Source organism: Geodermatophilus sp. SYSU D00965 (assembly GCF_054050075.1).
In genome coordinates this window covers 89,500-111,245 of the sequence record NZ_JBJGYQ010000003.1, presented here as the reverse complement: position 1 = coordinate 111,245, position 21,746 = coordinate 89,500, and the positions used below count along the sequence as shown (strand labels likewise).

The following is a 21,746-nucleotide window of genomic DNA, read 5'->3' as shown; positions in this document are numbered from 1 at the left end:
CCCCGGCTCACGCACAGCGGTCGCACAGGTTCGCCGGTGTACCGTCGATCCAACGACGCTGCACCGAGCGCCGGGGTGGCCCGCCCAGGTCGCAGGGAGCGTCCCGGCGGACGATCAGGAGGGTGGACGGGTCAGGCCGGGGACCCCGGCCGCCCGGCATCGGTGTATGGAACGCAAGAAGATCTTCCGCTCCGTGTGGTTCTGGGTCGTCCTCGTCGTCCTCCTGGCGTTGGCGTTCTCCTCGCTGTTCCGCGGCAACGGCGGCTACGAGGAGGTCAGCACCCGGACCGCGATCGAGCAGATCACCGGCGGCAACGTCGACACGGTCACGATCAACGACAAGGAACAGACGCTCGACCTGGACCTGAAGAGCCCGGTCGAGGGCAGTGACCAGATCACCGCGTCCTACCCGATCGGCGCCTCCGACGACATCTTCGACCTGGTCTCGGGCCTGAACGGCAACGGGGACGGCGTCGACTTCAACACCAACGTCACGCAGGACAGCGTGCTGGTCAGCCTGCTGATCAGCTTCCTGCCGTTCGTGATCCTCCTCCTGCTGCTGTTCTGGCTGTTCAACTCGATGCAGGGCGGCGGCCGGGGCGTGATGGCCTTCGGCAAGTCCAAGGCCAAGGTGGTCAGCAAGGACACCCCGAAGACGACGTTCGCCGACGTCGCCGGCGCCGACGAGGCGATCGAGGAACTCCAGGAGATCAAGGACTTCCTGGCCAACCCGGTCAAGTTCCAGGCCGTGGGCGCGAAGATCCCCAAGGGTGTGCTGCTGTTCGGCCCGCCCGGCACCGGCAAGACGCTGCTCGCCCGCGCCGTCGCCGGCGAGGCGGGGGTGCCGTTCTTCTCCATCTCCGGGTCGGACTTCGTCGAGATGTTCGTCGGTGTCGGGGCAAGCCGCGTCCGCGACCTGTTCGAGCAGGCCAAGCAGAACGCGCCGGCGATCATCTTCGTCGACGAGATCGACGCCGTCGGCCGGCACCGCGGCGCCGGCATGGGCGGCGGCCACGACGAGCGCGAGCAGACCCTCAACCAGATGCTCGTCGAGATGGACGGCTTCGACGTCAAGGGCGGGGTCATCATGATCGCCGCCACCAACCGGCCGGACATCCTCGACCCGGCGCTGCTGCGCCCGGGCCGGTTCGACCGGCAGATCGCCGTCGACCGGCCCGACCTGGAGGGCCGCAAGGCCATCCTCGCCGTCCACGCGAAGGGCAAGCCGCTCGCGCAGGACGTCGACCTCGAGACCGTCGCCCGCCGCACCCCCGGCTTCACCGGCGCGGACCTGGCCAACGTGCTCAACGAGGGGGCCCTGCTCACCGCCCGCAACAACGGCACGGTGATCACCGACGCCACCCTCGAGGAGGCGATCGACCGCGTCATCGCCGGCCCCGAGCGCAAGACGCGGGCGATGAGCGACAAGGAGAAGAAGGTCACCGCCTACCACGAGGGCGGGCACGCCCTCGTGGCGCACGCGCTGCCCAACCTGGACCCGGTGCACAAGGTGACGATCCTGCCGCGCGGGCGCTCGCTGGGGCACACGCTGGTGCTGCCGACCGAGGACAAGTACACCCAGACCCGGTCGGAGATGATCGACACGCTGGCCTACGCCCTCGGCGGTCGGGCCGCCGAGGAACTGGTCTTCCACGAGCCGACCACCGGTGCCGGCAACGACATCGAGAAGGCCACCTCGCTGGCGCGGGCGATGGTCACCCAGTACGGCATGAGCGCCAAGCTCGGCGCGGTGAAGTACGGCACCAACGACTCCGAGCCGTTCCTGGGCCGCGACATGCGCTCGCACCCGGACTACTCCGAGGCCGTCGCCGCCGACATCGACGCCGAGATCCGGGCGCTGATCGAGGCGGCGCACGACGAGGCCTGGGAGATCCTGGTCGAGTACCGGGCCGTCCTCGACCAGCTCGTCCTCGAGCTGATCGACAAGGAGACCCTCTCCAAGGAGGACATGGCGCGGATCTGCTCCCCGGTCACCAAGCGGCCCTCGCTGGCGCCGTACAACGGCTTCGGCAAGCGCACCCCCTCCGACCTGCCGCCGGTCCTGACGCCGGCCGAGCAGGCGGCGCAGAACGGGAACGGGCACGTCGGTCAGGGCAGCACCGCCGTCGGCGACATCGGCGCCCCCGTCCAGCGGTGAGCGAGATCCCGGCCGAGCCGGAGGACCAGCTGCTGCCGGCCCCACCGCGCACGGGCATCGACGAGGAGCGGGCTGCGGCCGCCGTCCGCGAGCTGCTCCTCGCAGTGGGGGAGGACCCGGACCGCCCAGGCCTGAAGGACACCCCGGCCCGGGTGGCCCGCGCCTACGCCGAGACCTTCGCCGGGCTGTGGCAGGACCCCGTCGACGTCCTCGCCACCACCTTCGACGAGGACCACGACGAGATGGTCCTGGTCAAGGACATCCCGATGTACTCGACCTGCGAGCACCACCTGGTGCCCTTCCACGGGGTCGCGCACATCGGGTACATCCCCGGCGACGACGGCCGGGTGACCGGGCTGTCCAAGCTGGCCCGGCTGGTCGAGGTCTACGCCCGCCGCCCGCAGGTGCAGGAGCGGATGACCAGCCAGATCGCCGACGCGCTGGCCGAGGTCCTCAAGCCCCGCGGCGTCCTGGTGGTCATCGAGGCCGAGCACCTGTGCATGGCCATGCGCGGCATCCGCAAGCCCGGCTCCACCACGGTGACCTCCGCCGTCCGCGGGATCTTCCGGGACAACCCGGCGACGCGCAGCGAGGCGATGAGCCTCGTGGTGCGAGGGTGACGGTCGAGTGAGCATCGCAGGGAGCGCCAGCGACCGAGGAGCGGAGCGAGTCCGGAACCGAGCCGTGGACAGGGGTCGGTGACACCCCTCGAGCTGCCGCGCCCCGGCCACTGCGTGGTCATGGGGGTCCTCAACGTCACGCCGGACTCCTTCTCCGACGGCGGCTGCTTCGCCGACGCCCCCTCGGCGATCGCCCACGGCCTGGCCATGCACGCGGCCGGCGCCGACTACGTCGACGTGGGCGGGGAGTCCACCCGGCCCGGCGCCGACCGGGTCGACGCCGACGAGGAGTGCCGGCGGGTGCTGCCGGTGGTCCGCGAGCTCACCGGCACGGGCGTGCGGGTCAGCGTCGACACCACCCGCGCCGAGGTGGCCGAGGCGGCGCTGAGCGCCGGGGCGGTGCTGGTGAACGACGTCAGCGGCGGGCTGGCCGACGCGGGCATGGCCCGGCTGGTCGCCGACGCCGGCGTCCCGTGGGTGCTCATGCACTGGCGGGGGCACAGCCGCGAGATGTACGCCGCGGCCCGCTACGGCGACGTCGTCACCGAGGTCTGCGCGGAGCTCACCGCCCGCGTGGAGGACGTCGTGGCCGCCGGGGTGGCGCCCGAGCAGTTGGTGCTCGACCCCGGGCTGGGCTTCGCCAAGCGCGCCGAGCACAACTGGGCGCTGCTCGCCGGCCTGGACCGGCTGATCGCCCTCGGGCTGCCGGTGCTCGTCGGCGCCTCGCGCAAGACCTTCCTCGGCCGGCTGCTCGCCGCCCCCGACGGCACGGTGCGCCCCGCGGAGGAGCGCGACGCCGCCACGCTGGCCACCACCGTGCTCGCCGCCGAGGCCGGCGCGTGGGGGGTGCGGGTGCACGACGCGGCCGCCTCGGCCGACGCCGTCCGCACCGTCGCCGCCGTCCAGGCCGCCCGCCGGGAGAGGAAGCCGCATGCCCAGTGACCACCCGGCCCGCCGCCCCGACCGCATCGCGGTCCGCGGGCTCACCGCCCACGCCCACCACGGGGTCTACGCGTTCGAGCGCGAGCGGGGGCAGACCTTCCGCGTGGACGCCGTCCTCGAGCTCGACACCGCCCCGGCCGCGGCCGGCGACGACCTCGAGAAGACGGTCAACTACGCCGAGCTGGCCCAGGCGCTGCACGCGGTCCTGACCGGGGAGCCGGTCGACCTGCTGGAGACCCTCGCCCAGCGGCTGGCCGACGTCTGCCTCGCCGACCCGCTGGTCGACGCCGTCGAGATCACCGTGCACAAGCCCGAGGCCGACCTCGGCGTGCCCTTCGACGACGTCACCGTGAGCATCCGGCGGCAGCGGGCATGAGCCGCGCGGTCCTGTCCCTCGGCGCCAACCTCGGCGACCGGGCCGCCACCCTCCGCGGCGCGATCACCGCCCTCAAGGACGACGGCGTGCTGGTGGCGCGGTCCACCCTGTACGAGACCCCGCCGTGGGGGCCGGTCGAGCAGCCGCCCTACCTCAACGCGGTCGTCGTCGTCCGCGGGCCCCACGACGCGGCCGGGTGGCTGGCGCGCGCCCACGAGCTCGAGCAGGCCGCGGGCCGGACCCGCGAGGTCCGGTGGGGGCCGCGCACCCTCGACGTCGACGTCGTCACGGTCACCGGGGACGACGGGCGGCCGGTGCACTCCGACGACCCCCGGCTGACCCTGCCGCACCCGCGGGCGCACGAGCGGGCCTTCGTGCTCGTCCCGTGGGCCTCGCTGGACCCGACGGCGGTGCTGCCCGGGCACGGCCGGGTGGTCGACCTGGTCGCCGCGCTGCCGCCCGAGGAGGTCGCGGCGGTGGTCCGCTGGGAGCACCTGCATTGAGACCGGTGTCCCGGCGCGACCTCGCCGTCCTGGCCGTCGGCCTGGCGGTGGCGGTCTGGCTGGTGGTGCGCGCCGTCTACGGGTCGCTGCCGGAGCTGCGCTGGTGGCTGCCGGTGCCGATCGGGGTGCTCGCCGTCGCCGAGCTGCTCGGCGCCCGGACGCTGCGCGCCCGGCTGGCGGCCCAGCGGGACCGCCGCCCGCCGGCCGAGCGCGGGTACGCCCCGGTGCGGCCGGTGGAACCCATGCTCGTGGCCCGGCTGGCCGTGCTCGCCCAGGCCAGCGCCTACGTCGGCGCCGTGTTCCTCGGCACCTGGGTCGGGCTGCTGCTGTACGTCGTCCCGGCCCTGTCCCGGCTGCAGGCCGCGGGCGGGGACGCCGTCGCGGGCCTCATCGGCGTCGTGTGCTCGGCCGCGCTGGTCGGCGCCGCGCTGTGGCTCGAGTCGGTCTGCCGCATCCCGCCGTCCTCGGAGGACGACGAACCGCAGCTCGGCGCGCGAGGGTAGTCAGCCGCGGACCGACGTCCGCAGCGCCGCGTGCAGCGACCCCGGGGTGAGCACGCCGAGGTAGCGGTCGCCGTCCACCACCGCCACCCAGCCGGCGTCGGACTGCAGCAGGGTGGCCAGCGCCGTCCGCAGCGAGGCGTCCACGGGGACGGCCCCGTCGCTGCGGACGACGGCGGAGCCCACCGTCCCGGCGCCGGCGGCCCGCGCGGACGGCAGCGAGCCCACCGCCCGGCCGGAGCCGTCGAGCACCACGGCCCAGTCCGAGCCGGCGCGGTCCAGCGCGACGCCCACGTCGGCCAGGCCGTCGCCGAGGCCCACCGTCGGCGGCTGCTCCAGCGCAGCCGGGTCGATGGGGGTGACCGCCAGCCGCTTGAGGGCGCGGTCGCCGCCGACGAAGTCGGCCACCACCTGGTTGGCCGGCCGCCCCAGCAGCTCGGCCGGCGGCGCGAACTGCTCGACGTGCCCGCCGGTGCTCATCACGGCGATGCGGTCGCCGAGCCGGACCGCCTCCTCGATGTCGTGGGTGACGAAGACGATCGTCTTGCGCACCGTCTCCTGCAGCCGGAGGAACTCCGCCTGCAGCCGCTCGCGCACCACGGGGTCGACGGCCGAGAACGGCTCGTCCATCAGCAGGACGGCGGGGTCGGCGGCCAGCGCCCGGGCCACGCCGGCCCGCTGCCGCTGGCCACCGGAGAGCTGGGCGGGGTAGCGGTCCCCGTGGACGGCGGGGTCGAGGCCGACCGTCGCGAGCAACTCGTCGACCCGGGCCCGGATGCGCCCGCGGTCCCACCCGAGCAGCCGCGGCACGGTCGCGACGTTGGTGCGCACGGTCTGGTGCGGGAAGAGGCCCACGCTCTGGATGACGTACCCGATCCGGCGGCGCAGCCGGTCGGCATCCACCCGGGTGACGTCCTCGCCGCCGAGCAGGATGCGGCCGGTGGTCGGCTCGATGATCCGGTTGATCATCTTCATCGTCGTCGTCTTGCCGCAGCCGGACGGGCCGACCAGCACCGACAGCTCTCCGGCGGCGAAGGTCAGGTCCAGCTCGGCGACGCCGACGGTGCCGTCCGGGTAGACCTTGCTGACGCCCTCGAGCCGGATCTCCTGGGCGCCGCCCTCCCTGGCCGTGTCCGTCGGCGAGGCGGCGGTGGCAGTAGCGTCCACGACGTGGCCTTCCTGGGTGCGCACCCGCTGCTGGGTGCGGCGAGCGACCTGGTGGTGCTCGCGGCGGACGAGGCGCCGAACCCCTGGTTCAGCCCGTCGTACGTGACCGACAACTGGGACACCATTGTGGGCTACCTGGGCCAGCACGTCAGGCTCACGGTGGGCGCGGTCCTGCTGGGGGCGCTGGTCGCGCTGCCGCTGGCGTTGCTGGCCCGGCGCTCGCGGCTGCTGTCGGGGCCGGTGCTGGGCCTGTCGACGGTGGTCTACACGGTCCCCTCGCTGGCGATGTTCGCCTTCCTCGCGCCCTTCACCGGGCAGCTGTCGGCCACCACCGTGCTGCTCGGGCTCACGCTCTACACGCTGGTGATCCTGGTCCGGAACTTCCTCGTCGGCCTGCAGGGGGTGCCCGCCGACGTCCGCGAGGCCGCGCGGGGGATGGGCTACGGCCCGGCGCGGCTGTTCTGGCAGGTCGACCTGCCGCTGGCGCTGCCGACCTTCATGGCCGGCCTGCGGATCGCCACCGTCTCCACCGTCGCCCTGGTCACCGTCGGCGTCATCACGGGCAACGGCGGGCTCGGGCAGCTGATCGTGGGCGGGTTCAACGCGAACTTCTACCGGGCTGAGATCGTGACCGGCGCCGTCGGTTGCGTGCTGCTGGCGCTGGTCGCCGACGTCCTGCTGGCCGGCGTCGAGCGGCTGCTCACGCCGTGGACCCGGGCGGCCCGGGCGTGAACGCGTTCGGCGACGCGCTCGTCTACCTCAACGACCCGTTCAACTGGACCCGGTCCGGCGGCATCCTCGACCTGCTCGCCGAGCACCTGACCGTCTCCGCCGCCGCGGTGCTGCTCGCCGCCGTCCTCGCCATCCCGGCCGGGGTCGCGCTGGGCCGCAGCGGCCGCGGCGCCGGCGGGATCGTCGTCCTCTCCAACGTCAGCCGCGCGGTGCCGACCCTGGCCCTGCTCACCGTCTTCGCGGTGACGCCGATCGGCTTCAGCGACACCGCCACGGTCCTCGCGCTCGCCGTCTTCGCCGTCCCGCCGATGCTCACCAACACCTTCGTCGGGTTCCGCGAGGTCGACCGCGACGTGCGCGAGGCAGCGCGGGCGATGGGCATGAGCCGCCGCCAGCTGCTGTCCCGCGTCGACCTGCCCCTGGCGCTGCCCCTGGTCATGACCGGCGTCCGGACGGCGGCGGTGCAGGTGGTCGCCACCGCGACCCTCGCCGCCCTCGTCGGCGGCGGTGGACTGGGCCGGATCATCAACCTCGGGTTCGGTCAGCAGGACCTCGGTCAGATCCTCGCCGGGGCCCTCCTCGTGGCCGGGCTCGCGCTGCTCACGGAGCTGGTGCTGGTGCTGGTGTCGTGGGCGGTCACCCCGGGCCCGCGCCGGCTGCCCTTCCGCGCGGGACGGCGCGAGCCCTCCGGGACGCCGGAACCCACCGCGTCGGGCGTCCCCCTCTGAGCCGTCGGTAACAACCGCGCAACACCTCTCCGCCGGGGTTGGCCTCCGACCTGGCCAGGCGGTTGCATGACCGGCGCGGGACTCCTCCCGCCAGACACGCGTCGCGGCCGCCCCCGGCCGCACGGGACACAGAAGGCGGGCACCATGCGCAGCCGTACCCGGATCGTCCCTCCTCTCGCGCTGGCCGCGGTGCTGCTCACCGCGACGGCCTGCGGCGAGTCCGGCTCGTCGGGGACCGGCGGCGGCCAGACCACCGGGGCCACCGCGGCCGGGGACGCCTGCGCCCCCGTGGCCGGCGAGCAGCTGGTCGTGCTCGAGGACGACCAGCAGCTGCAGAACGCCGACAACGTCGTCCCGGCGGTCAACTCCGCCACCGCCCAGGCGAACCCGGCGTTGGTCCCCGCGCTGGACGCGGTCTCGGCGGCGCTGACCACCGACGCGCTCATCGAGCTCAACGCCGCGGTCGACATCGACCGCCAGAGCGCCGAGGACGTCGCCGCGGCCTGGGTGCAGGACAACGTCGACGCCGCGTCCCTGGAGCAGGGCAGCGGCGCCATCGCGGTCGGCGGCGGCAACTTCACCGAGTCCACCGTGCTGGCCAACGTCTACGCCGACGTGCTCGACGCCGCGGGCTTCGACGCCTCCGTCCGGGAGGTCGGCAACCGCGAGCTGTACCTGCCGGCCCTCATCTCCGGCTCGGACATCCAGGTCTTCCCGGAGTACCTGTCGACGGTCACCGAGTTCCTCAACCGCCAGGTCAACGGCCCCGAGGCGCAGCCGGTCGCCAGCGGGGACGTGCAGGCGACGGTCAGCGCGCTGCAGCCGCTGGCCGAGCAGGTCGGCCTGGTGTTCGGCGAACCCTCGGAGGCCGCCGACCAGAACGCCTTCGCGGTCACCCAGGCCTTCGCCGACCAGGTGGGCGTCGCGACGCTGTCGGAGCTGGCCGACGCCTGCGGGGACGGCTCGCTGGTGCTCGGCGGCCCGGCGGAGTGCCCGGACCGGCCGTTCTGCCAGCCGGGCCTGGAGGAGACCTACGGGCTGCAGTTCGCCGAGTTCCGCGAGCTGGACCCGGGCGGCCCGCTGACCAAGGCCGCGATCCAGCAGGGCGAGGTCTCGATCGGCCTGGTCTTCAGCTCCGACGGGGCGCTCGCGCAGTAGAAGGACCCCCTGCCCCCACCGCTCGCGAGCTCGCGGTGGGACCCTGCAGGGGGCCGGGCGGCGCCGTTTCGGCACGTCACCGAGGGCTCTCCCACCGTTACCCTGGACGCCATGCGGGGGGACCGGGACGACGTGGCCACGCAGCGCTCCGGACCCCGCTCCCGCACCGTCCGGCGCGGCTCCGAGGCGGTCCCCCCGGGAGTGCGGACCGCCGGTCTGGCGGTGGGGGGCGTCCTCGCCGTCGCCGCCACCGTCGTCGTGTTCGTCACCGACGACCCGCAGGTGCTCCGGCTCGCGGTGATCGGCGCGGCCTGGGCGTTCGTGCTCGCCGCGCTGGTGACCGCCCGGCGGGGCGGCGCGGTCGCCGACCGGGGCGACGTCGCGGCGGTCGAGCGGGAGGCGGCCGAGCGGGAGGCCGAGCTGCGGCTGGCCTACGAGCTGGAGCTGGAGCGGGAGGTCGCCGCTCGGCGGGAGCTCGAGCTGCGCGTGGAGAACGACGTCCGGAGCGAGACGGAGCAGGCGGTGCGCGCCGACCTCGCGGCGCTGCGCGGCGAGCTGGCCGGTGTCGCGGAACTGCGCCGGGACGTGGCGCGGGTGGCCGAGCTGCGCACTGACGTGGCCGGGCTGTCGGAGCTGCGCCGCGACGTCGCCCGGCTCGCCGAGCTGCGGACCGGCCTGGACCGGCTCGCCGACCTGCGGGGGGACCTGGCGCAGCTGGCCGACCTGCGCGCCGACGTCGGGCGCCTGCGGACGGAGCTCACCGAGCAGCTGTCCGGCGAGATGCTCGTCGAGCGGATCATGCTGCGCACCCAGTCCATCCGGACCGCTCCCGCGACGACCGAGGCGCCCGCTGCCGGCACCATCGACGCCGGCTGGGCCGCCCCGGCGCCGGAGCTAACCGCCGCCCGGCCGGGGATCCGGCTGGAGGACCTCACCGGTGGGGGAGCGACCCGGCAGTTCGCCGAGGTGCGCGTCGAGACGCCGGCGCCGCAGCGCCCGGCCCCGGCGACGTCGGCGGCCGCGCCGCCCCCGCCGCCGCTGGACTGGCTGGCCGAGCGGTCCCTGGTGGAGCCCGCCGAGGCGGCCTCGGCCGGGCACTCGCGGCACTCCGCCGCCGAGCCGCGCCGGCGGCACACCGATGACCCGCACCGGCCGGTCGCGCCCGGCGAGCAGCCGACCGAGCAGCGCCCCGCCGTCGGCCGGGACCCCGTCCCCGGGGCCGACCACGGGTCCTCGCGCCTGGCGGAGATCCTCGCCGCGAACGAGGCCGGCGCGTCCGGCGGCCGGCGGCGGCGCCGCTACCGGGACGACGACGAGCCCGACGACGTCCTGGCCCGCGTGCTCGGGCGCTGACACCGGCAGCCCGGCCGCCGGCGCCGGGGTGACCCAGTCCACAGCCCCCAGCCGTTGCACCGGCTGCCTGCCGGTCACACACTCGCCATCGGCGCTCAACCCGCGTGACACACCCTGGCCGCAGCGGGGCCCGCGCCGGCACCACCGCACGACCTGCACGCCCTGACGGTCGTCGACGAGGACGGCCGCGAACCCGAGTCCGGTACCCGCGAGGGACTGGAACGAGAGGTGCACCGATGCCTGCTGCCCGCAGGACCCTCCGCGCTGCCGGCCTCCTGCCCGCCGACACCGCTCCCGCCCGGCTCCGCGTGGGGGTCGTCGGCGCAGGACGCGTCGGCGCCGTCCTGGGCGCCGCCCTCGCCGCCGCCGGCCACGACGTGGTCGCCGCCGCCGGCCTCTCCACCGCCTCCGCCGAGCGCGCCGCGCGCCTGCTGCCGGGCACGCCGCTGCTCCCCACCGACGAGGTGGTCGCCGCCGCCGACCTGGTCGTCCTCGCCGTCCCCGACGACACCCTCGCCGGCCTGGTCGCGGGCCTGGCCGAGACGGGGGTGTGGCGCGCGGGCCAGCTCACCTTCCACACCTCCGGGGCGCACGGCCTCGCGGTGCTCGCCCCGGCCGCACGGGCCGGCGTCCTGCCCCTGGCCCTGCACCCGGCCATGACCTTCACCGGCGCCCCCGAGGACGCCGACCGGCTGGCCGGCGCGCCGTTCGCGGTCACCAGCGCCCCCGAGCACCGGCCGGTCGCCGAGACGCTGGTGCTCGAGATGGGCGGCGAGCCGTTCTTCGTCGCCGAGGCCGACCGGCGGCTCTACCACGCCGCGCTCGTGACGGGCGCCAACCACCTGGTCACGCTGGTCGCCGAGGCCGCGGACCTGCTGCGGACCGCGGGGGTCGGCGAACCGGCGCGGGTGCTGGCCCCGCTGCTCACCGCAGCGCTGGACAACGGGCTGCGGCGCGGCGACAAGGGGCTCACCGGCCCGGTCAGCCGCGGCGACGTCGGCACCGTCCACGACCACCTGGAGACCCTCACCGAGCGGGCGCCGGAGTCGGTCGCCGCCTACGTCGCGATGGCCCAGCGCACGACCGAGCGGGCCCTGGCCGCGGGCCGGCTCAAGCGCCACGAGGGCGCGCCGCTGCTCGACCTGCTGTACGAGGCCGCCGACACGGCGGGCTCGCGGTGAGCGCCCCCACCACCCCGGCCGTCGCGGAGACCACTGCGGACCTGGCCCGGCTCCGGGCGCACCTGCCCGGCCCGGTCGCCCTCGTCCCGACGATGGGCGCGCTGCACGAGGGGCACCGCACCCTCGTCCGGGCCGCCCGCGAGCGCGGCGGCTCCGTGGTCGTCTCGGTCTTCGTCAACCCGACCCAGTTCGGCCCGGGCGAGGACTTCGACCGCTACCCCCGCACCTGGGACGCCGACCTCGCGGCGCTGGCCGAGGAGGGCGCCGACGTCGTCTTCCACCCGCCGGTCGAGGAGGTCTACCCGCCCGGCGCGGTCGGGGTGACCGTGCACCCGGGGCCGCTGGGCGACGTCCTCGAGGGCGCCGTCCGCCCCGGGCACTTCGCCGGCGTCCTCACCGTCGTCGCCAAGCTGTTCGGCCTGGTCCGCCCCGACGTCGCCTACTTCGGCGAGAAGGACTACCAGCAGCTGGTGCTCATCCGCGCCATGGCCCGCGAGCTCGTCCTCGGCCCCGAGGTGGTCGGCGTCCCCACCGTCCGCGAGGACGACGGCATGGCGCTGTCCTCCCGCAACCGGTACCTCTCCCCGGACCAGCGGGCCACCGCCGCGGCGCTGTCCCGGGCGCTCCGCGCGGGTGCCGCCGCCGGCCCGCGGGGCGCGGACGCGGTCCTGGCCGCGGCGCGGGAGGTGCTGGCCGGCGCTCCCGAGCTGGTCCCCGACTACCTCGCGCTCACCGACCCCGACCTCGGCCCGGCCCCGGCCGCGGGGCCCGCCCGCCTGCTGGTCGCCGCCCGCGCCGGCAGCACCCGCCTGATCGACAACACCCCCCTGCACCTCAGCTCGCCCACCCTCCAGCCCCCGGGAGCCTCCCGATGATGCGCACGATGCTCAAGTCCAAGATCCACCGGGCGACGGTCACCCAGGCCGACCTGCACTACGTGGGGTCGGTGACCATCGACGAGGACCTCCTCGACGCGGCCGACCTGCTGCCCGGCGAGCAGGTCGCGATCGTCGACGTCACCAACGGCGCCCGGCTGGAGACCTACGTCATCCCCGGCGAGCGGGGCAGCGGGGTGATCGGGATCAACGGCGCCGCCGCGCACCTGGTGCACCCCGGCGACCTGGTCATCATGATCAGCTACGGGTTGATGGACGAGACCGAGGCCAAGAGCCACATCCCCAGGGTCGTGCACGTCGACTACGCCAACCGCATCGTCGAGCTCGGCGGCGACCCCTCGGCCCCGGTCCCCGGCGCGACCGACCAGATGCGCAGCGACCGCGGCGTCCCGGTTCGGTGACGGCACCGGCGACCGACACCGTCACCGGGCTCCCGCTGCGCCTGTCGGCGCCGGCGCCCGGCTGGGAGCTCACCGCCGACGTGTGCGTCGTGGGCTCCGGCGTCGCCGGGCTGTGCGTCGCGCTGCACGCGCGGGCGGCCGGGCTGTCGGTCGCCGTGGTCACCAAGGTCCGGGTGGACGCCGGGTCCACGCGCTGGGCGCAGGGCGGCATCGCCGCCGTCCTGGACCCCGCCGACAGCCCCGAGGCACACGCCAGCGACACCGAGGTGGCCGGCGTGGGGCTGTGCGAGCCCGAGGCGGTGTCGGTCCTGGTCTCCGAGGGACCGCAGCGGCTGCGCCAGCTCATGGACTGGGGGGCCGCCTTCGACCGCGACCCCGCCGGCCGGCTGCTGCTCACCCGCGAGGGCGGGCACTCCGCCGACCGGATCGTGCACGCCGGCGGCGACGCCACCGGCTCCGAGGTGCAGCGAGCCCTCCAGGACGCCGTCCGCGCCGACCCGGGCGTGACGCTGGTCGAGCACGCGATGGTCCTCGACCTGCTCACCGACGCCGAGGGCCGGGCTGCGGGCGTGACCCTGCACGTGCTCGGTGAGGGCAGCGCGGACGGCGTCGGCGCGGTGCGCGCCCGCGCGGTCGTGCTGGCCACCGGCGGCATGGGGCAGGTCTACGCCGCCACCACCAACCCCTCGGTGTCCACCGGGGACGGCGTGGCCCTGGGCCTGCGGGCCGGCGCGGTCGCCACCGACCTGGAGTTCGTCCAGTTCCACCCGACCTCGCTCTACCTCGGGCCCGGTGCCCGCGGCCAGCAGCCGCTGGTCAGCGAGGCGCTGCGCGGCGAGGGCGCGGTCCTGCGCGACGGGTCGGGGGAGCGGTTCATGGTGGGGGTGCACCCGCTGGCCGAGCTCGCCCCGCGCGACGTCGTCGCCAAGGCGATCACCGCGGTGCAGCTGCGCGACGGCGTCCCCCACGTCTGGCTGGACGCCCGCGGGGTGCCCGACGTCGCCGCACGCTTCCCGACCATCACCGCCAGCTGCCGCGCCGCCGGCATCGACCCGGTCACGGACCTGGTCCCGGTGACCCCCGCGGCGCACTACGCCTCCGGCGGCCTGGTCACCGACCTCGCCGGCCGGACGACGGTGCCCGGGCTCTACGCCTGCGGGGAGGTCGCCTGCACCGGCGTCCACGGCGCCAACCGGCTGGCCTCCAACTCGCTGCTCGAGGGCCTGGTGTTCGCCGCCCGGATCGGGGCCGAGCTCGCCGGGCGACTGCCCGCGCCCTCGCCGGGGCAGGTCCCCGAGACCGCCCCGTCCGGGTTGCTGGACCCGGCCGGGCGCCGGGCGGTGACCGACACGATGTCCGCCCGGGTCGGGGCCCTGCGCAACGGAGCCGGGCTCGTCGACGCGGTCGGCCGGCTCGCCGCGCTGGCCGCCGGGCTGGGCGGGGTCGCCCCCGGTGTGGAGGGTTGGGAGGCCACCGACCTGCTGACCGTCGCCAGCGCCCTCACCGCCGCGGCCGCGGCCCGCGAGGAGACCCGCGGGTGCCACTGGCGGGAGGACCACCCCGAGACCGAGGAGGAGTGGCGCGTGCACCTCGACGTCCGCCTGGACCCGTCCGGCCGCCTGACGGTGGCCCGCCGCCCGGTCGGCACCCCGGTGGTGCAGCCGTGGTGAACGACCCCCGGGACCTGACCGGCACCGGGCTGACCGAGGCGTGGGTCGGCGAGCTGGTCGAGCGCACCCTCGCCGAGGACCTCACCGGCGGCGCGCCGCTGCCCGCCGCCCCCGACCTCGCGGTGACCCACGACGTCACCAGTGCCGCGACCGTCCCCGCCGGCCAGCTCGGGACCGCCGACCTGGTGGCCCGCGCCGACGGCGTGGTCGCCGGCCTGCCGGTCGCCGCCCGGGTCTTCACCCGGCTCGCACCCGGCGCCACGCTCACCGCGGGTGCGTCCGACGGCGACCGCGTGAGCCGCGGCGACGTGCTGCTGACCGTCCGCGGACCGGTGCGGGCGTTGCTGGCCGCCGAGCGCAGCGCCCTCAACATCGCCAGCCGGGCCAGCGGCGTCGCCACGCTCACCCGCCGGTGGGTCGACGCCGTCGAGGGCACCGGCGCGGTCGTCCTGGACACCCGCAAGACCACGCCGGGGCTGCGGCCGCTGGAGAAGTACGCGGTCCGCTGCGGCGGCGGGTCGAACAAGCGGATGGGCCTCTACGACGTGGCGATGGTCAAGGACAACCACGTCGCCGCGGCCGGGTCGGTGGCCGCCGCCGTCGCCGCCGTCCGCGAGCGCGCCCCGGGCGTGACCGTGCAGGTCGAGGTGGACGAGCCGGCCCAGGCCGTCGAGGCGGTCGAGGCCGGCGCCGACTTCCTGCTCTGCGACAACATGGCGCCGGCCGCGCTGCGCGAGGTCGTCGCGCTCGTGGGCGGCCGCGCGGAGCTGGAGGCCACCGGCGGGCTCACCTTCGACGTGGCCCGGGAGGTGGCCGGGACCGGCGTCGACTACCTGTCGGTCGGCGGGCTCACCCACTCCGCGCCGATCCTCGACCTCGCGCTCGACCTGCGGGCCTGACCGTGCTGCTCACCGTCGACGTCGGCAACAGCCAGACCGTCCTGGCCACCTTCGACGGCGACCGGCGGGTGGGCTGCTGGCGGGTGACGACGGCGCCGCGGGCCACCGCCGACGAGCTGCGGCTGCTGTGGCGGGGGCTGCTGCGGGACACCGAGGTGACCGGGGTGTCGGCCTGCTCGACGGTGCCCGCGCTGCTGCCGGCGCTGCGGCAGCTGTTGGACTCCCTCGAGGTGCCGGTCGTCCTCATCGGCCCCGGCGTCCGGACCGGCGTCCCGCTGCACGTGGACAACCCCCGCGAGGTCGGCGCGGACCGGGTGGTGACCGCGCTCGCCGCACACGAGCTGTACGGGCGCGGGCCCGACGGCGGCGACCGGCCCGTGGTGGTGGTCGACTTCGGCACCTCCACCAACGTCGACGCCGTCGGCCCGTCCGGGCAGTTCCTCGGGGGAGCGCTGGCCCCGGGGGTGGAGGTCAGCCTCGAGGCGCTGGCCAGCCGCGCCGCCCAGCTGCGGTCGGTGGAGCTCACCGTGCCGCCGCACGCGATCGGGAAGAACACCGTGGCCGCGCTGCAGTCGGGCCTGGTGCTCGGCTTCGCCGGCCTGGTCGACGGGCTGGTGGCCCGGATCGCCGCGGAGCTGGTGGACTCGTTCGGGGTGCCGCCGGTCGTCGTCGCCACCGGCGGGCTGGCCCCGCTGGTCGCCGGCAGCTGCCGGTCCATCGGCGAGCGCGAGCCCGACCTCACCGTGCACGGGCTGCGGCTGGCCTTCGAACGGCAGCAGGCGGCAGGACGTCGCCCGCCCTCCCCGTAGGCTGGCCTCCCGTGACAGACGTACCGCCCGGCCCGCCTGACGACGAACTCCCCGAACAGCTCCGGGTCCGCCGGGCGAAGCTGGACCGGCTGCGCGACTCCGGCGTCGACCCGTACCCGGTCGCCGTCGCCCGCACGACCACGCTGGCCGACGTCCGCGCCGCCCACCCGGACCTGCCGCCGGACACCACGACCGGGGAGAAGGTCGGGGTCACCGGCCGGGTCATCTTCAGCCGCAACACCGGCAAGCTGTGCTTCGCGACGCTGCGCGAGGGCGACGCCGAGCTGCAGGTCATGCTCTCCCGCGACCGCGTGGGCGCCGACGCGCTGGACGCCTGGAAGGCCGACGTCGACCTCGGCGACCACGTGTTCGTCCAGGGCGAGGTCGGGACGTCGCGGCGCGGGGAGCTCTCGGTGTTCGCCGACTCCTGGCAGCTCACCGCCAAGGCGCTGCGCCCGCTGCCGGTCGCGCACAAGCCGATGAGCGAGGAGCTGCGGGTCCGCCGTCGGTACGTGGACCTGATCGTGCGCGACGAGGCTCGCCGGACGGTGCGGCAGCGGTCCACGGTGATGTCGACGCTGCGCGCCGGTCTCGCCGCGCGCGGCTACCTCGAGGTCGAGACCCCGATGCTGCAGACGGTGCACGGCGGCGCCGCGGCGCGTCCCTTCCGCACCCACATGAACGCGTTCGACCTCGACCTGTACCTGCGCATCGCACCGGAGCTGTTCCTCAAGCGGTGCATCGTCGGCGGGCTCGAGCGGGTCTTCGAGATCAACCGCAACTTCCGCAACGAGGGCGCCGACAGCACGCACTCGCCGGAGTTCGCGATGCTGGAGGCCTATCAGGCCTATGCCGACTACCAGGTGATGGCCACGCTCACCCGGGAACTGACGCAGGAATGCTGCGCGGCGCTGTTCGGCGACCACGTCGCGCGGCACAACGACGGCACCGAGATCGACCTGTCGGGCGAGTGGCCGCAGATCCCGCTCTACACGTTGGTGTCGGACGCAGTGGGGGAGGAGATCACCCCCGAGACCCCGCACGAGCAGTTGCGGTCCATCGCCGAGCGCCACGGTGTGGGCGTGGACCCGAAGTGGGTTCCCGGCAAGGTCGTCGAGGAACTGTTCGAGGCGCTGGTGCAGGACACGCTGCAGTCGCCGACCTTCGTCGTCGACTACCCGCTGGACACCTCGCCCCTGACCCGGGCGCACCGGTCGGCGCCGGGCCTGGCGGAGAAGTGGGACCTGTACATCGCCGGGGTCGAGCGCGCGACCGCCTACTCCGAGCTGGTCGACCCGGTGGCCCAGCGCGAGCGGTTCACCGCCCAGGCGGCGCTGGCCGCGGCCGGCGACCCCGAGGCGATGGCGCTCGACGAGGACTTCCTCGAGGCGCTCGAGTACGGGATGCCGCCGACCGGTGGCATGGGCATGGGCATGGACCGGCTGATGATGACCCTCACCGGCCTGGGAATCCGCGAGACCATCCTCTTCCCGCTCGTGCGGCCGATTTCGTCCTGAACTCCGCGGTCCGTTTCTCACCCCATCCGGTATTTCGTCATTCCGGACTTCTCGCTGAATGCACTATGGTTCGAGGCGGCAAAGCAACTGCCCCGCTTCGGGGCGACCGACCGCCCCGAAAGGGGCCGTAGCGGGAAGTGGGGAAGTGGAATGGCTCGCAAGGTCCAGGTGATCCTCAGTGACGACCTCGACGAGGACCTCCCGGCCGACGAGACCGTGAGTTTCTCCCTCGACGGGACGAACTACGAGATCGACCTGTCCGAGAAGAACGCCGAGGAGATGCGCAACGCCCTCTCGCGGTACGTCCAGGCCGCCCGCAAGGTCGGCCGCGGCTCGGGCCGGGCGTCCGGCAACGGGCGCTCCCGCGCGACCGGTGGGGGCGGCCGGATGGACCGGGAGCAGGCCGGCGCGATCCGCGACTGGGCCCGGAAGAACGGCCACCAGGTGAGCGACCGCGGGCGCATCCCGGCCAGCGTCGTCGAGGCCTACGAGGCCGCGCACTAGAAGGACCCCGTCCTCCCCACCCCTCGCACGCTCGGGGCGGGACCCGGGACGGGGCCGGGGCGGGTCCTGTAAGGGGGGCCGATCCAGCACGTCATGCGGCCCGGCTCCCTTCGGGGAGCCGGGCCGTTGTCGTCCCCGCCACCGAGAGTTCACCTGAAGTCGCAGGTCAGGGTCCTAGGTCCCTGGGTGGATACGGACGGTCCAGTAACGCTTGGGGTATGAGCCAAGACGCGGCGTGGGCGACCACGACGGGTGGTCGCGATCCCAGCTCTGACCCGACCCCCCAGGACACCTCCCCCCTCGCCCCCTCCTTCACCGCCACCGTGGACCAGGTCCGCGGCCTCGTCCGGGCGCGGGGCCACCTCGACGAGGTCGGCGCCGACCTGCTCAGCGGGACCGTGCTGGCCCTCCAGCGGCACGGGCACCGGCGGATCGCCGTCCGGCTGCAGGCCACCGTGGAGCCCGCGGCGCGCGCCGTGCTCGACGAGCTGACCGACCGGCTCGCGGCCGACGGCGTCCTGGTGGTCCTCGAGTGACGGCGGGCCGGAGCGCCGGGCGCGGCTCGCTCGACCACGGCCACTGGACCGTCGGGGTGGACGAGGTCGGCTGCCGCCCGGCCGCGGACGAGGCGCCGACGACCCGGCTGCACGCCGTCGGCGCCGACGGGCTGATCGCCGGCCGCGCGCTCTGCCTCGCGCCGGTCACCCTGCTCGACCCCGCCCTGTGGACCTGGCCGGACGACGGCGACGAGGAGTGGCCGCTGTGCTGGGTGTGCCTGGCGCTCACCTGCTGACACCGCGTCCGCTCACGGCGTAACGGTCCCGGAACACCACCGCGCCACCATCGGTTGGACCGGGCAGCTCCAGTTCCTCCACCGGCGGCCTCGCGTGCCGACGGAGGGACGGAGTCCGCGACTACAGTGGAAGACCGGTGCGCCGCGCGCCGACGGACGTCGGGTGCTCCTCCCCAGCGCGGGGAGGGCAGTGCCGGACCAGCCGGTCAGAGGAGAAGCAGCAGATGTTCGAACGGTTCACCGACCGAGCCCGCCGCGTGGTCGTCCTGGCCCAGGAAGAGGCCCGGATGCTCAACCACAACTACATCGGCACCGAGCACATCCTCCTGGGCCTGATCCACGAGGGTGAGGGTGTCGCCGCCAAGGCGCTCGAGTCCCTGGGCATCTCGCTGGAGGGTGTCCGGCAGCAGGTGGAGGAGATCATCGGGCAGGGCCAGCAGGCCCCGTCCGGGCACATCCCCTTCACCCCTCGGGCCAAGAAGGTCCTCGAGCTGTCCCTGCGCGAGGCGCTGCAGCTCGGCCACAACTACATCGGCACCGAGCACATCCTGCTCGGCCTGATCCGCGAGGGTGAGGGCGTCGCCGCCCAGGTCCTCGTGAAGCTCGGCGCCGACCTCAACCGCGTCCGCCAGCAGGTCATCCAGCTGCTGTCCGGCTACCAGGGCAAGGAGCCGGCCGCGGCCGGCGGCCCGTCGGAGGGCACCCCGTCGACCTCGCTGGTCCTCGACCAGTTCGGCCGCAATCTGACCCAGGCCGCGCGCGACTCCAAGCTCGACCCGGTCATCGGGCGGGCCAAGGAGATCGAGCGGGTCATGCAGGTCCTCTCGCGGCGGACCAAGAACAACCCCGTCCTCATCGGCGAGCCCGGCGTCGGCAAGACCGCCGTCGTCGAGGGCCTGGCCCAGGCGATCGTCAAGGGCGAGGTCCCCGAGACGCTGAAGGACAAGCAGCTCTACACCCTCGACCTCGGCGCCCTCGTCGCCGGTTCCCGCTACCGCGGTGACTTCGAGGAGCGGCTGAAGAAGGTCCTCAAGGAGATCCGCACCCGCGGCGACATCATCCTGTTCATCGACGAGATCCACACCCTCGTCGGGGCCGGTGCCGCGGAGGGCGCGATCGACGCCGCCAGCATCCTCAAGCCGATGCTGGCCCGCGGTGAGCTGCAGACCATCGGCGCCACCACGCTCGACGAGTACCGCAAGCACCTGGAGAAGGACGCCGCGCTCGAGCGCCGCTTCCAGCCGATCCAGGTGGGCGAGCCGACGCTCACCCACACGATCGAGATCCTCAAGGGGCTGCGCGACCGGTACGAGGCGCACCACCGGATCAGCATCACCGACGGCGCCCTGGTCGCCGCCGCGACGCTGGCCGACCGGTACATCTCCGACCGCTTCCTGCCGGACAAGGCGATCGACCTGATCGACGAGGCCGGCGCCCGGATGCGGATCAAGCGGATGACCGCGCCGCCGGACCTGCGCGAGTTCGACGACCGGATCGCGGCCATCCGCCGCGAGAAGGAGTCGGCCATCGACGCGCAGGACTTCGAGAAGGCCGCGTCGCTGCGCGACAAGGAGAAGCAGCTCCTGGGCGAGAAGGCCGAGCGCGAGAAGCAGTGGAAGGCCGGCGACATGGACGTCGTCGCCGAGGTCGACGACGAGCAGATCGCCGAGGTGCTGGCCAACTGGACCGGCATCCCCGTCTTCAAGCTGACGGAGGAGGAGACCACCCGACTCCTGCGCATGGAGGAGGAGCTCCACAAGCGGATCATCGGCCAGGAAGAGGCCATCAAGAGCGTCAGCCAGGCGATCCGGCGGACGCGGGCGGGCCTCAAGGACCCGCGCCGTCCCGGTGGCTCGTTCATCTTCGCCGGCCCCTCGGGTGTCGGTAAGACCGAGCTGGCCAAGGCGCTGGCCAACTTCCTCTTCGGTGAGGACGACGCGCTCATCCAGATCGACATGGGTGAGTTCCACGACCGCTTCACCGTCTCGCGGCTGGTCGGTGCCCCTCCCGGCTACGTCGGCTACGACGAGGGCGGCCAGCTGACCGAGAAGGTGCGGCGCAAGCCGTTCTCGGTGGTCCTCTTCGACGAGATCGAGAAGGCGCACGCGGACGTGTTCAACACGCTCCTGCAGGTGCTGGAGGACGGCCGGCTCACCGACGGTCAGGGCCGGATCGTGGACTTCAAGAACACGATCCTGATCCTCACGACCAACCTCGGGACGCGGGACATCTCCAAGGCGGTCGGCCTCGGCTTCCAGGCCGGGAACGACACGCAGTCCAACTACGAGCGCATGAAGTCGCGGGTGCACGACGAGCTCAAGCAGCACTTCCGGCCTGAGTTCCTCAACCGCATCGACGACATCGTGGTGTTCCACCAGCTGACCGAGGCCGAGATCATCCAGATCGTCGACCTCATGGTCGCCCGCGTGGAGAGCCAGCTGGCGAACAAGGACATGTCGCTGGAGATCACGCAGGAGGCCAAGAAGCTCCTGGCCCACCGCGGCTTCGACCCGGTGCTGGGTGCCCGGCCGCTGCGCCGGACGATCCAGCGCGAGATCGAGGACACGCTGTCGGAGAAGATCCTCTACGGCGAGCTGACCGCCGGTCAGATCGTCGTGGTGGACGTCGAGGGCGAGGGCGCCGAGCAGAAGTTCGTCTTCCGCGGCGAGGCCAAGCCGATCGACCTCCCCGACACCCCGCCGGTCGCGCTCTCGGTCGGCGACGAGGAGCCGCCGGCGACCGGGACCTCCGACCACTGAGCGAGTCCCGGTAGCAGCACGACAAGGGCCGCCTCCCGCACGGGAGGCGGCCCCTGCGGCGTTCACCCCGCAGGACGATG

The 21,746-nt window shown here is 74.4% G+C and carries 22 protein-coding genes; 21 read left to right on the top strand and 1 reads right to left on the bottom strand.

Translation table 11 applies throughout. The features are described from left to right. Positions 1 to 166 precede the first annotated feature (166 nt). The 6 genes from ftsH (at position 167) to ACI789_RS03540 (ending at position 5,102) form a co-directional block, all read left to right on the top strand. Positions 167 to 2,158 carry an ATP-dependent zinc metalloprotease FtsH gene (ftsH, locus tag ACI789_RS03565; protein ID WP_457006758.1) on the top strand — a complete coding sequence of 664 codons (1,992 nt, stop codon included), beginning with the start codon at positions 167 to 169 and terminating at the stop codon, positions 2,156 to 2,158. Next, positions 2,155 to 2,778, top strand: coding sequence for a GTP cyclohydrolase I FolE (gene folE, locus ACI789_RS03560; RefSeq protein ID WP_457006757.1), 624 nt, complete (start codon positions 2,155 to 2,157; stop codon positions 2,776 to 2,778). The genes ftsH and folE overlap by 4 nt, the downstream gene beginning before the upstream one ends. A gap of 78 nt (positions 2,779 to 2,856) precedes the next feature. After that, on the top strand, positions 2,857 to 3,720 hold the full coding sequence (gene folP / locus ACI789_RS03555) for a dihydropteroate synthase (RefSeq protein ID WP_457006756.1): 864 nt from the start codon (positions 2,857 to 2,859) through the stop codon (positions 3,718 to 3,720). Beyond that, entirely contained in the window at positions 3,710 to 4,096 is a 387-nt protein-coding gene (gene folB, locus ACI789_RS03550; RefSeq protein ID WP_457006755.1) for a dihydroneopterin aldolase, read from the top strand. Before folP ends, folB begins: the two co-directional genes overlap by 11 nt. Further along, positions 4,093 to 4,599: a 2-amino-4-hydroxy-6-hydroxymethyldihydropteridine diphosphokinase gene (gene folK / locus ACI789_RS03545; protein ID WP_457006754.1), complete on the top strand. Its 507-nt coding sequence runs from the start codon at positions 4,093 to 4,095 to the stop codon at positions 4,597 to 4,599. The genes folB and folK overlap by 4 nt, the downstream gene beginning before the upstream one ends. 5 nt (positions 4,600 to 4,604) lie before the next feature. Next, the gene (locus tag ACI789_RS03540) at positions 4,605 to 5,102 is read left to right on the top strand and encodes a DUF3180 domain-containing protein (RefSeq protein WP_457006753.1); all 498 of its coding nucleotides are present in this window, start codon (positions 4,605 to 4,607) and stop codon (positions 5,100 to 5,102) included. Here the strand turns inward: ACI789_RS03540 and ACI789_RS03535 are convergent, their stop codons facing one another. Beyond that, positions 5,103 to 6,266: an ABC transporter ATP-binding protein gene (locus tag ACI789_RS03535; RefSeq protein ID WP_457006752.1), complete on the bottom strand. Its 1,164-nt coding sequence runs from the start codon at positions 6,264 to 6,266 to the stop codon at positions 5,103 to 5,105. Between the two features lie 3 nt (positions 6,267 to 6,269). On the opposite strand from ACI789_RS03535, the gene ACI789_RS03530 reads away from it, so the two are divergent. The 15 genes from ACI789_RS03530 (at position 6,270) to ACI789_RS03460 (ending at position 21,666) form a co-directional block, all read left to right on the top strand. Then, positions 6,270 to 6,998, top strand: a complete 729-nt coding sequence (locus ACI789_RS03530) for an ABC transporter permease (RefSeq protein ID WP_457006751.1) — start codon at positions 6,270 to 6,272, stop codon at positions 6,996 to 6,998. Next, positions 6,995 to 7,726 (top strand): ABC transporter permease, encoded by a 732-nt coding sequence (locus tag ACI789_RS03525; protein ID WP_456917018.1) that lies wholly within the window; start codon positions 6,995 to 6,997, stop codon positions 7,724 to 7,726. Before ACI789_RS03530 ends, ACI789_RS03525 begins: the two co-directional genes overlap by 4 nt. 144 nt (positions 7,727 to 7,870) lie before the next feature. After that, on the top strand, positions 7,871 to 8,884 hold the full coding sequence (locus ACI789_RS03520; protein WP_457006750.1) for a glycine betaine ABC transporter substrate-binding protein: 1,014 nt from the start codon (positions 7,871 to 7,873) through the stop codon (positions 8,882 to 8,884). 111 nt (positions 8,885 to 8,995) lie between these two features. Then, positions 8,996 to 10,237 carry a DUF6779 domain-containing protein gene (locus tag ACI789_RS03515; RefSeq protein ID WP_457006749.1) on the top strand — a complete coding sequence of 414 codons (1,242 nt, stop codon included), beginning with the start codon at positions 8,996 to 8,998 and terminating at the stop codon, positions 10,235 to 10,237. Positions 10,238 to 10,473: 236 nt separating this feature from the next. Further along, positions 10,474 to 11,418 carry a Rossmann-like and DUF2520 domain-containing protein gene (locus ACI789_RS03510; protein ID WP_457006748.1) on the top strand — a complete coding sequence of 315 codons (945 nt, stop codon included), beginning with the start codon at positions 10,474 to 10,476 and terminating at the stop codon, positions 11,416 to 11,418. Next, on the top strand, positions 11,415 to 12,293 hold the full coding sequence (panC, locus tag ACI789_RS03505) for a pantoate--beta-alanine ligase (RefSeq protein WP_457006747.1): 879 nt from the start codon (positions 11,415 to 11,417) through the stop codon (positions 12,291 to 12,293). Before ACI789_RS03510 ends, panC begins: the two co-directional genes overlap by 4 nt. Beyond that, positions 12,293 to 12,715: an aspartate 1-decarboxylase gene (panD, locus tag ACI789_RS03500; protein ID WP_457006746.1), complete on the top strand. Its 423-nt coding sequence runs from the start codon at positions 12,293 to 12,295 to the stop codon at positions 12,713 to 12,715. Before panC ends, panD begins: the two co-directional genes overlap by 1 nt. Further along, a complete protein-coding gene (locus ACI789_RS03495; RefSeq protein ID WP_457006744.1) occupies positions 12,712 to 14,385 on the top strand; it encodes an L-aspartate oxidase in 1,674 nt (557 codons plus the stop codon). The genes panD and ACI789_RS03495 overlap by 4 nt, the downstream gene beginning before the upstream one ends. Continuing rightward, on the top strand, positions 14,382 to 15,284 hold the full coding sequence (gene nadC, locus ACI789_RS03490; protein WP_457006743.1) for a carboxylating nicotinate-nucleotide diphosphorylase: 903 nt from the start codon (positions 14,382 to 14,384) through the stop codon (positions 15,282 to 15,284). The genes ACI789_RS03495 and nadC overlap by 4 nt, the downstream gene beginning before the upstream one ends. A 2-nt stretch (positions 15,285 to 15,286) precedes the next feature. Continuing rightward, positions 15,287 to 16,093, top strand: coding sequence for a type III pantothenate kinase (locus ACI789_RS03485; RefSeq protein ID WP_457006742.1), 807 nt, complete (start codon positions 15,287 to 15,289; stop codon positions 16,091 to 16,093). Positions 16,094 to 16,104: 11 nt separating this feature from the next. Next, entirely contained in the window at positions 16,105 to 17,610 is a 1,506-nt protein-coding gene (gene lysS / locus ACI789_RS03480) for a lysine--tRNA ligase (protein WP_457006741.1), read from the top strand. 150 nt (positions 17,611 to 17,760) lie between these two features. Then, complete coding sequence (locus ACI789_RS03475) at positions 17,761 to 18,114, top strand: histone-like nucleoid-structuring protein Lsr2 (protein WP_456917028.1); 354 nt, start codon at positions 17,761 to 17,763, stop codon at positions 18,112 to 18,114. Positions 18,115 to 18,437: 323 nt separating this feature from the next. Further along, positions 18,438 to 18,650: a hypothetical protein gene (locus ACI789_RS03470; RefSeq protein ID WP_457006740.1), complete on the top strand. Its 213-nt coding sequence runs from the start codon at positions 18,438 to 18,440 to the stop codon at positions 18,648 to 18,650. Continuing rightward, positions 18,647 to 18,907 (top strand): hypothetical protein, encoded by a 261-nt coding sequence (locus tag ACI789_RS03465; protein WP_456917030.1) that lies wholly within the window; start codon positions 18,647 to 18,649, stop codon positions 18,905 to 18,907. The genes ACI789_RS03470 and ACI789_RS03465 overlap by 4 nt, the downstream gene beginning before the upstream one ends. A gap of 224 nt (positions 18,908 to 19,131) precedes the next feature. Next, complete coding sequence (locus ACI789_RS03460) at positions 19,132 to 21,666, top strand: ATP-dependent Clp protease ATP-binding subunit (protein WP_457006739.1); 2,535 nt, start codon at positions 19,132 to 19,134, stop codon at positions 21,664 to 21,666. The last annotated feature ends 80 nt before the right edge of the window (positions 21,667 to 21,746 follow it).